This is a genomic window from Psychromonas arctica, from assembly GCF_038155225.1.
GTDB lineage: Bacteria > Pseudomonadota > Gammaproteobacteria > Enterobacterales > Psychromonadaceae > Psychromonas > Psychromonas arctica_B.
The window spans coordinates 1-10,524 of sequence record NZ_JBAKBA010000068.1 but is presented as its reverse complement, the minus strand read 5'-3'; the positions used below and the strand labels follow the sequence as shown (position 1 = coordinate 10,524).

8 protein-coding genes are annotated in these 10,524 nt (G+C 37.1%); 6 read left to right on the top strand and 2 right to left on the bottom strand.

The window, feature by feature from the left end; all coding sequences use genetic code 11:
- Positions 1-261: 261 nt before the first annotated feature.
- Complete coding sequence (locus V6255_RS17490; RefSeq protein WP_341629294.1) at positions 262-558, top strand: hypothetical protein; 297 nt, start codon at positions 262-264, stop codon at positions 556-558.
- Positions 559-1,012: 454 nt separating this feature from the next.
- Here the strand turns inward: V6255_RS17490 and V6255_RS17485 are convergent, their stop codons facing one another.
- A complete protein-coding gene (locus tag V6255_RS17485) occupies positions 1,013-2,926 on the bottom strand; it encodes a methyl-accepting chemotaxis protein (protein ID WP_341629293.1) in 1,914 nt (637 codons plus the stop codon).
- A 332-nt stretch (positions 2,927-3,258) separates the two neighbouring features.
- Here V6255_RS17485 and mnmA point away from each other — a divergent pair, with 332 nt between their 5' ends.
- From mnmA to purB, 3 genes are all read left to right on the top strand, one after another.
- On the top strand, positions 3,259-4,362 hold the full coding sequence (mnmA, locus tag V6255_RS17480; protein WP_025564691.1) for a tRNA 2-thiouridine(34) synthase MnmA: 1,104 nt from the start codon (positions 3,259-3,261) through the stop codon (positions 4,360-4,362).
- Between the two features lie 141 nt (positions 4,363-4,503).
- Positions 4,504-5,133 carry a high frequency lysogenization protein HflD gene (gene hflD, locus V6255_RS17475; protein ID WP_025564692.1) on the top strand — a complete coding sequence of 210 codons (630 nt, stop codon included), beginning with the start codon at positions 4,504-4,506 and terminating at the stop codon, positions 5,131-5,133.
- 107 nt (positions 5,134-5,240) lie between these two features.
- On the top strand, positions 5,241-6,611 hold the full coding sequence (purB, locus tag V6255_RS17470; RefSeq protein WP_341629292.1) for an adenylosuccinate lyase: 1,371 nt from the start codon (positions 5,241-5,243) through the stop codon (positions 6,609-6,611).
- 127 nt (positions 6,612-6,738) lie between these two features.
- On the opposite strand, the gene V6255_RS17465 is transcribed toward purB, so the two are convergent.
- The gene (locus V6255_RS17465; protein WP_341629291.1) at positions 6,739-7,659 is read right to left on the bottom strand and encodes a DMT family transporter; all 921 of its coding nucleotides are present in this window, start codon (positions 7,657-7,659) and stop codon (positions 6,739-6,741) included.
- A gap of 237 nt (positions 7,660-7,896) precedes the next feature.
- Here V6255_RS17465 and V6255_RS17460 point away from each other — a divergent pair, with 237 nt between their 5' ends.
- Together V6255_RS17460 and V6255_RS17455 are read left to right on the top strand one after the other, a co-directional pair.
- Entirely contained in the window at positions 7,897-9,024 is a 1,128-nt protein-coding gene (locus tag V6255_RS17460) for a cupin domain-containing protein (RefSeq protein WP_341629290.1), read from the top strand.
- Positions 9,025-9,430: 406 nt separating this feature from the next.
- Positions 9,431-10,060: a flavin reductase family protein gene (locus tag V6255_RS17455; protein ID WP_341629289.1), complete on the top strand. Its 630-nt coding sequence runs from the start codon at positions 9,431-9,433 to the stop codon at positions 10,058-10,060.
- The last annotated feature ends 464 nt before the right edge of the window (positions 10,061-10,524 follow it).

Below are 10,524 nucleotides of genomic sequence, written 5' to 3'. Positions count from 1 at the left end.
ATAGTATTTCCATATAGTATTTCCATATAGTATTTCCATATAGTATTTCCATATAACTTTAAACTAAACGCCCCACAGACAATAACTTCACAATAAATTATTCGCTATACCTGCGACGATTCACTTTTTATATGAATGTTAACTTTATAAATAATACAGAATATTCAATAACTCAGGTCGCGTTATTACCGACTACCAAGGACTTACCGACATTTTTAAGGTAGAGTCAGTGGTAGTTTTCCTTAAATGAGCAAATATTAAATGTCAGATGATGTTAACGAGATTTCAATACAACTAGAAAAAATCATTCAACCACTACCAGCAATGCACCTCGCACAATTAACCGCCTTTGCATTTGGTTTACCGCCATTATACTTTTGTCGTGAATACCAACCGTTAGCCCAAGAATCAATCATTAAACATTGCCAACAACGCTTACTTAACTTACTTAATACGCAAGAAATAACATTACAGCAATTAACTAACTTACTCGTTGAAAAAGAGTTTTTTGATGCAGAAGAAGCAAGCTTGCGAGTGGGTCCAGAATTAGTTGAATAACAATAAATGGCTATAAATAAGAAGTAAGCTGCAATATAAGTAGCTAAAGAAAGAAATTAAAAAAATAAATGATTAAAAAATAGATGACTAAAGCAGATTGGTAGTGAAGCAAACTCTATAAAGAGCTTTATTAAGAACCTCAGCTTGAATAATGGTAACGAAAATCTCATTATCCAAGCTGATATACCTGTTAGCATTCAAGATGCAACATTCAGCAAGCTGTGAAGCGAGCCAATATAGCCAGAAAGGGAAAGATCTAACGAGTTAAATCGACACTTTCTAACAACGAAGGTGTTTACTTCACAGTTTGCCCTCTGGGTCGTTAGCTTGAAAACTAACTCTGCGTTGCAACCTTCGATAAGGACTCGCCATTGTCATCATGTTGCGCTTTAATTTGGAATCAAAGCTAACGACTGAATAAAGCATATTGAACAGTAACGGATATATATTCACTTTATTTTTCTAGTTTAAAGCGATCAACAATACTGTGTAGTTGGTTATTAACTTCATGGATATGATGGGTTTCTTCATTTACGTTAGCCCCTGTTGTTGTCAATTCTTGAACAATATTATGAATACGTGACATATTTTGACTCACTTCCCTAATCACACTATTTTGCTCATGAGCAGATGAAGCGATTTGATTGCTCAAGTCATTAATTTTTGAAACAAACCCGCTCATCACCTCTAAGCTATCTGCGACACTCGCTGCTTCAGTCACTGTTTGTTGACTGGTTTCACGAGTACTGCCAATTGAACTAACAACTGAAGTAGACTCATGTTGCAGTTTTACCAATGCACTTTCAACTTCACCCGTACTGGTTTGTGTACGTGCAGCGAGGGCGCGAACTTCATCGGCAACCACAGCAAAACCACGCCCTTGCTCACCTGCTCGAGCAGCTTCAATCGCAGCATTTAAAGCCAATAGATTTGTTTGATCGGCAATCGCACCAATCACACTTAAAATTGAACTAATATCTTGCGTTTCTTGGCTCATATTCGCTACGTTAACCGTTGCATTTTCAACTTCTTTAGACAGACGTTGTAAACTTACTTGCGCATTAGCAATAATTCCCTTGGACGTTTCACCTGAATTATTTGCCTCTTGTGTAAATTGAGCTGTTTCTTGTGCATTATTTGCTACCATTTCAGCAGTAACGCTTAGTTCCTCAACGGCAGTCACCACTTGCTCTGTTTCTTGCTGATGCTGAGACAATATATCCGCACTTTTATCAGAATGATTTTTTAAGACTTCAACTCCCTCTGATAGCCGACCACTGACACGTTTCACGTCTAGCATCATCAACTGTAGTGTTTCAATAAAGGCATTCACATTCATTGCAATTTGGCCGAGATCGTCTTTAGAATTAACTGCTAACCTCTGCGTTAAATCACCACTACCATCAGATAAATTGCCAATTAATGTTTTTAATGCAATGACCGGTTGATAAATACGATTCAGCACCAAAATTAATATAAAGATAAATAATACAGCGATAATTAAAACCCAAAAGAATAATTCCCATGTCGCATCGGAGACAGCTGAAAAAGCCACTTCATCTTTTACTGCAACCATTAAGTACCAAGGTTCACTGCCTTCGAGCTGGACACTAGTAGAGACCATTACACTGGGTTTACCGTCAAGTTTAATATCTTCAATAATACGTTCTTGATTAAACATTTTTGCAGAAAAATCACTTAGATCTTCAATATCTTGCACTTGCTCTTGTGGTTTTGCTATCTCACTGGTTGAGGCGAGTACCATTCCTTTATGATCCACAAGAATCGCAATATCATCGTCGGCAATGTTTACACCTTCAACGAGTGTTTGTAGATAGGTTAATCGAACATCGGATGCTAATACCCCACCATCAATTGAATGAACCGCCAGTAAAAGTAATGCACCTTCCTTAGTCGCAAATACGTCACTTAATTTTAAATCAGTACTTTGTTTACCTAATTGATACCAAGAACGTGTTCGAGGGTCATATTTAGATGGAATGCCGATACCACCAGGAAATGACTTTGACTCTCTTGACGTATAAGAGCGCCCATCATCCAAACCTAATGTTATTTTACTGATACCAGACACGGTTTTAGTCAGCATCATGTATTTTTCATGACCCGTTTGATAATTGTTTGTTTTGTACAATTCAGCTAAATGAGTAACAGGAGAAGAATAAGAAGCGATATAGCTTTTAATATTATTAGCTTCATATTGAGAAGAGCTAATAATATTATTGATAAGCGTGGTTTTAGTCGTTTCTTCCAATTTATTAATTGAAATATAACAAGTGATCCCTAACGCCAAAATAAGTAACCCAGTTATTACTACAATTAAAATATTCTTAAATCCAAGCTTGCTCATAAATAATTCCTTTCATAACTTTTTAAATAATTTAAAAGCAATGTCAGTGCTTTTTTCTTCTTTTAGTCTACCCATTTAAGGTTATAAATTAACAAGGTTATTCTCCACAAGTATCAAAACTATGACCCCAGCCTCATTATCATATAATAATACTTTATGGTTATTTTTAAGTAGATCAAACAATCTGCTTAATTAATTAAAATGCAATAAAATTCAAACTAAAAAATAAATTAGGCTTAACAAATATATTCCTTCCTCCTTCTCTACATTATTAGTTTAATTGACGCTAAATTCTGCTAAAATCTGGCCCTCAATTTGTTGGAGAATAATTTATGAAAGACAATAGCCAAACTAAAGTGATCGTCGGTATTTCCGGTGGTGTTGATTCGTCAGTATCTGCTTATTTATTACAGCAGCAAGGCTATCAAGTAGAAGGCTTATTCATGAAAAACTGGGAAGAAGATGATACTGATGAGTATTGTTCAGCCGCTCAGGATCTTCAAGATGCACAAGCCGTCTGCGATAAATTAGGTATAAAGTTACATACCATCAACTTTGCAGCAGAGTATTGGGATAATGTCTTTGAGCATTTCCTAGAAGAATACAAAGCTGGCCGCACACCTAATCCAGACATTATGTGTAACAAAGAAATTAAATTTAAAGCTTTTCTTGAGTTTGCTGCTGAAGACTTAGGCGCTGATTTTATTGCAACGGGACACTACTGTCGTCGCCGTGATGTTGATGGCAAAGCACAGTTATTGCGTGGCCTTGATAACAATAAAGATCAAAGTTACTTTTTATATGCAGTCGGTGGTGAGCAAATAGCGAAAACCTTGTTCCCAGTTGGCGAATTAGAAAAGCCAGAAGTACGACGTATTGCTGAAGAGCAAGACTTAGTGACGCACAATAAAAAAGACAGTACCGGTATTTGTTTTATTGGTGAACGTAAATTCACTGATTTTTTACAAACATATCTACCTGCGCAACCAGGTGATATTGTTACGCCTGAAAATGAAGTGATTGGTCAACATCAAGGTTTGATGTACCACACTTTAGGCCAACGTAAAGGCTTAGGTATTGGTGGTTTACAAAACTCAAATGAAAACCCATGGTACGTTGTCGGTAAAGATATGGACAACAATCGTTTATTAGTTGCTCAAGGTGCGGATCATCCAGCTTTATTTTCATACGGTTTAATTGCTAAAAAATGTGATTGGGTTGATAGAACACCTAAAAAAGAAAGCTTTAAATGTACGGTTAAAACACGTTACCGCCAAACTGATATTCCATGTACCGTTAATCCAATTGATGACGACACATTAGAGGTTATCTTTGAACAACCTCAAGCAGCGGTAACACCAGGCCAATCAGCAGTATTTTATATTGATGATGTTTGTTTAGGCGGCGCGATCATTGACCAACATTTACAAAAGTAATATTGGACTAAAAATAGCAATCACTAAAGCAGCATAAAGAAGCCACGGTGCTTAGAAATAGGTTTTAAGTTAAATTTTAAATAACCTATTTCTATTTAAGCAAACTGAGCAACATTAATTCAAATTAGAAGTGTATCCATTATGTCATTCCAAACGTTAGAATCTCGTAGCATTGCTTTTGCTGCAATGTGCCAAGCCGCCTATCTGGTTGATAAAATAGCTAACAAAGGTATTTGTCCTGATGCGGTTGCTTTCAATGCCTCTTTACGTTCTATTGTTCGCACAGATAGTGCGGCACCATTGGAAATATTTGGTGGTCATGAATCATTAAAATTAGGTTATAAAACGGTTGTAGCACAACTAGATAATGTTGATGGTAGCCGTAACATGCAAGTGACTAAATATGTGGCGGGTTTAATCGCATTAGAACGTAAGCTATCAGCGAACCCAGGTTCATTAAACCTATTAGGCGAACGTATTAACCAAGTTAATCGTCAATTAGCACACTTTGAAATTGATGATAGTAGTGTATTAAGCAACTTAGACTCTATCTATAAAGATCTTATCAGTAACCTAGGTCCTAAAATCCAAGTTAATGGTAACCCTTCATACTTGCAACAAGACCATACACAGCATAAAATTCGCGCATTATTATTAGCCGGTGTTCGTGCGGCCGTATTATGGCGTCAAGTTGGCGGCAAACGTCGTCAATTATTGCTTTCACGTAAAGCCATCGTGCATCAAACAAAACAAAATTTACTACGTACATAACTTACTACAAACACAGTTAAGAGTTTACGAAGAAAATATTTGAATGACCGTTTCCTACAGGGAAGCAGAAGAACCTATTTAAACAACCTACATCTCAGGAGCAACAAATGGAACTTTCAGGACTAACAGCTGTATCACCAGTTGACGGCCGTTACGGTAGCAAAACTGCAATTTTACGCGACATCTTTAGTGAATTTGGTTTAATCAAATTCCGCGTACAAGTTGAAGTGCGTTGGTTACAAAAACTAGCACAAACAGATGGTATCGCAGAAGTTCCTGCTTTCTCTGCTGAAGCAAATGCTCACCTTGATGCAATCGTTACAAACTTTAATGAAGCAGATGCACAACGTGTAAAAGACATCGAAGCAACAACTAACCACGATGTAAAAGCGGTTGAATACTTCTTGAAAGAGAAAGTAGCAGACGTAGCTGAACTACACGCAGTATCTGAATTCATTCACTTTGCATGTACTTCTGAAGACATTAACAATCTATCTCACGCATTAATGTTAGGTACTGCTAAAACAGACGTTATCTTGCCTTACTGCAACCGTATTGTTGATGCAATTAAAGCAAAAGCGATTGAATACAAAACAATCCCGATGATGTCTCGTACACATGGTCAGCCAGCATCACCGACTACACTAGGTAAAGAATTCGCTAACGTGGTAGCACGTCTACAACGTCAAGTTAAGCAAATTGAAGCAACTGAACAACTTGGTAAAACAAACGGTGCTGTTGGTAACTACAATGCTCATCTTAGCGCTTACCCAGAAGTTAATTGGCAGGGTTTTGCTGAAGAATTTGTGACTAGCCTAGGTGTAACATTTAACCCGTTCACAACACAAATTGAACCGCATGATTACATTGCAGAGCTATTTGATGCGATTGCACGTTTCAATACAATCCTTTTAGACTTTGACCGTGACGTATGGGGTTACATTTGCCTTGGTCACTTCAAACAAAAAACAATTGCGGGTGAAATTGGTTCTTCAACCATGCCACATAAAGTAAACCCAATTGATTTTGAAAACTCTGAAGGTAACTTAGGGCTAGCAAATGCTATCTTTGATCACCTAGCAGCGAAACTACCTGTTTCTCGCTGGCAGCGTGACTTAACAGACTCAACGGTATTACGTAACTTAGGCGTTGCTATGGGTTATTCTGTTATCGCTTACGAAGCAAGCTTAAAAGGTATTAGCAAGCTTGAAGCAAACGAAGCAAATATGTTAAAAGATTTGGATTCAAACTGGGAAGTACTAGCAGAGCCAATCCAAACGGTAATGCGTCGTTACGCTATCGAAAAGCCGTACGAAAAACTGAAAGAATTGACTCGTGGTAAACGTGTAGATGGCCCAGGTATGTCTGAGTTCATCGATACTCTAGAGCTACCTCAAGCTGTGAAAAATGAACTTAAAGCAATGACACCCGCTTCTTACATTGGTCAAGCGATTGAGTTAGTAGACAAAATGGCATAATCGCGTAAAGCGAGATGAGAGTGCTTAATGAAAGTTAGGACCTAATCACTTATAAAAGGCAATCTTCGGATTGCCTTTTTTGTTTGTTCTCTTTTTTATTGCTAACGATGTCCCGTATTGTTATTTCTTATTTCCTCAATACTTCACTTCTGCCTTTTCTTTTAAGATAAAGTAGGAAAGGTTGTAAGCCGCTATAACAGGCAATTCCGACCGAACAGACGATAATCGAAATTAACATTTGTAGCGTCATTAATTGCTCTAAAAACACCATTGCCAATAACACTGAGACTACCGGCACTAATGCCATAATAGTTGAAGCGGTAACAGCGCCTAACTTGTTAATAGAATAAGTCATGCAGAATAACGCAATAATACTAACAATAATGCCCTGGTAAACGCCTTGTAATAGGATTTCATCGATAGGTGCAATACTAATATGGCTTGGTAAGAAAACCCAAATTGGCGTGAAGAATACAGCGTTAATAAGCGGTACAGCAATCATGACTGTCTTTAAGTTTAGCCCCCAGACTTTCATCGATACCGAATAAAATGCAATGGCAAAGGCCGCCATCAATAACCAGAATAATGCACTTAATGTTGCTCCACCGGTGCTGGTAAACAATAAAAAATTAGCCACTAAAATAAGAAAAACACCGACATATTGGGCGTTGTTTAAACGCACTTTTTTCCAGACAAATACAATGGCGGCACACATAATAGGTAACGAACCGTTAATAATAACGCCAGTATTGGCAGCATCAGACATTAACAAGCCAATCAAACTCGCACACACATAAAACAAACCACAACATAAACTACAAAGAATGATTCGTGGCGTAAACAACGCTTTAATAGAGGTTTTACTGAGTAAGGCATAAATCAACACTATCGAGCCTGCCGTTACAAATCGAATACCGGTGACATCCCAAACAGTTAATGCACGTGAAAGCCCCCATTTTGAAATAATAATCCAGCCAGACCAAATCATCACCATCGTCAATCCGGCTAATAAACCGGTGACTTTATCAAACTTGATCGACCTTTCCATTACTTCTCCTTGTCTGTATTTGCTTTAGCTGTTTACTTAACTATTTGTTTAAAAAGTAATATAAGTAAGCTAATTTATTTAGCTCGGCAGATCAGGTTACTCACCAAATAAAAACAAAGCAACGCTTTTAATATTATTCACTTTAAAGATAATACAAAGCTGCATGCTGTATCACTATCGTGCTTATAAATGACCTGTTACACTCCAAATAATTTTTATACTCAAAGGCTTTCCCCCATGTTTGAACTTAATTTTGAAATTAACCAGTTTTTAGATACCTACTGGCAAAAGAAACCCACCTTTATCAAACAAGGTTTTGTAGAATTCCAAGATCCAATTGCTGTAGATGAATTAGCGGGTTTAGCAATGGAAGAAGACTTGGAAAGTCGCTTAGTATATTTAGAAAAAGAAGAGTGGCATGCAGAATGTGGCCCGTTTAAAACCTTCGAACGTTTAGAAGAAGATGGCGCAACTTTATTAGTACAAGCTGTTGACCATTGGCATCCAGATGCACAACAGTTAGTCCGTCCATTTAGATTTTTACCAAACTGGCGTATTGATGATCTGATGATCAGCTACTCAACACCTAAAGGTGGCGTAGGTCCGCATATTGATAACTACGATGTATTTATTATTCAAGGTGAAGGCAAACGTCATTGGCGTGTTGGTGCTCGACAAGCATTACCAGAATTCGCTGCACATGGTGCGCTAAAACATTGCGCTCCTTTTGAAGCCGCAATTGATGTTGAAATGGAGCCAGGCGATATTCTTTATATCCCAAGTGGTTGCCCGCATGAAGGTTACGCTATTGAGCCATCACTTAACTACAGCGTTGGTTTCCGTGCACCGGATCAAAATGACCTATTAAGCAGTTTCACTGATTACAATATTGATAACAATGAAAATGCATTACGTTACACCGATATCCCAATGCAAGTACGTGAAAAGCCAGGTTGTATTGAAGAAGCAGAGCTCGCTAAATTACATCAAGTGATGTTAGAAAACTGTAAAACACCAGAACATTTAATTCCATGGTTTGGACGTATGATCAGTGAAGCGAAGCATGACTTAGATATTGCAATGCCAGAGCATCCACTTGAAAATGAAGATGTGATTGAATTCTTAGAAGATGGCGCACAATTTACACGTTTAGGTGGATTACGTGCCGTATATTTTGAACAGTCTCCTAAACAAGTCTTTATTAATGGCGAAGTTTACGACTTTTCAGGCTTTACTGAACTTGCACAATACCTGTGTGATCAAGATGAAGCAGCCAGTGAGTTACTTGAATTATTCAAAGATGAACCTGAAGCACTTAACTTATTTACTCAACTAGTTAACCTAGGTTACTGGTACGCTGAATAGCATTGTATAGAACAGCTTTAGCATACAGCTGTTCTATACAATTAATTAAAATATCACCGAATCTCATCAGGTTCGGTGATATCTATTCATTAACAGGTTCACTTCTTTAATTCCTCTTAGCATTCGTCTTTTTCATCAACATCTATCTTCTTTATCTACATGCCAATTTCTGTTTATCATTTTCTATTTACCATAAGCATGTTTATGTTTACGGTTATCTATTTGCCTATCACTAGTCATTTCTATTTCAATTATTTAGAAAACCAATAAAATATGTCACGATGAAGCCTCAGTTAATAACGTCACAATCTGATCTTAACTTGGTTGAAATCAGTATTGTTATCACTACTTATAGAACGACCCATGATAGTTATCGTCAATAATCATTAAGGCTATGGAATAAAATATGCAACTTAACTTTTCAGATTACAGTTCATCAGAACGCTACCACTTGATGACTCAAACCATTGTTCCACGTCCGATTGCTTGGGTATTAACCGAATCAGACAACGACAATCATCAAGAAAATAATTACAACTTAGCGCCCTTCTCATACTTCACAGCCATCTCAAGTGATCCCGCTATTTTAATGATATCGCTAACTAAAAAGCCAGATGGTGGTGATAAAGATACGTTGATTAATATCTTAAAAAATAAAAAGATGGTGATTCATATCGCATCAGATAATCAAGGTAAATTAGTCACTAAAACCGCCGCAACACTAGCCTACGGAGAATCAGAGTTAACTGAAGCGGGATTAACAACCACAGCCTTTGATGGTTTTTCATTACCACGTTTAAGCCAATGTGATGTTGCCTACGGTTGTGAATTATATGAAGTGAAAGAGATTGGCGATTTACCACAAAGTTTAATTTTTGTTGAAGTGAAACAGTTGTACATTAACGATAGTATATTAAACACTGAAAACCCAGATCGTATCAATATTGCAGCGGATAAGTTAAAACCATTAGCCCGATTAGGCGGTGGTGAATACGCGTCAATTACCGACCCTTTTAGCTTTAAAAGACCTGATTAATCAATACTAAAACGGCTTTATTAACATCGTTTTATTAAAGCCACTTTGCTTATCAAAACCTTTCTCTTTCATAACCTGAACGAGTAACGTTTGCCTTCCTATTTAGTAACGTCATTCTTGCTATTCAAAATAAACTATTCAAAATACGCCATTCAAAATAATCTATCCAAAATACGACATTCAAATAATATTAAAAAGCATCCACTCCTTTAGCGATTAAAAAGTAAAGACTTATAGCCCCAAGTAAACGCCCAGCAGATAAAACTTAAATCCCACTAATGGTATCTACCATGCTACTAATGCTCATTTATAATATTTTAAAAAGCAATATACTACTGGCTATATTTTGATGTGGGCTTTAGAGAAAAAAAATGCCTCTGAGTACAACAAGTGAATGCTAATACCAATCGAATTAAATAAGTGATCAGAGATTGCGCAGGAAAAATTAACACTAATAAGGCGTG

Excerpts from the sequence above, each read along its gene's own strand:
- V6255_RS17460 (WP_341629290.1), top strand. The coding sequence starts at position 7,897 with ATGTTTGAACTTAATTTTGAAATTAACCAGTTTTTAGATACCTACTGG.
- V6255_RS17485 (WP_341629293.1), bottom strand. The coding sequence starts at position 2,926 with ATGAGCAAGCTTGGATTTAAGAATATTTTAATTGTAGTAATAACTGGG.
- V6255_RS17455 (WP_341629289.1), top strand. The coding sequence starts at position 9,431 with ATGCAACTTAACTTTTCAGATTACAGTTCATCAGAACGCTACCACTTG.
- hflD (WP_025564692.1), top strand. The coding sequence starts at position 4,504 with ATGTCATTCCAAACGTTAGAATCTCGTAGCATTGCTTTTGCTGCAATG.
- V6255_RS17490 (WP_341629294.1), top strand. The coding sequence starts at position 262 with ATGTCAGATGATGTTAACGAGATTTCAATACAACTAGAAAAAATCATT.
- purB (WP_341629292.1), top strand. The coding sequence starts at position 5,241 with ATGGAACTTTCAGGACTAACAGCTGTATCACCAGTTGACGGCCGTTAC.
- V6255_RS17465 (WP_341629291.1), bottom strand. The coding sequence starts at position 7,659 with ATGGAAAGGTCGATCAAGTTTGATAAAGTCACCGGTTTATTAGCCGGA.
- mnmA (WP_025564691.1), top strand. The coding sequence starts at position 3,259 with ATGAAAGACAATAGCCAAACTAAAGTGATCGTCGGTATTTCCGGTGGT.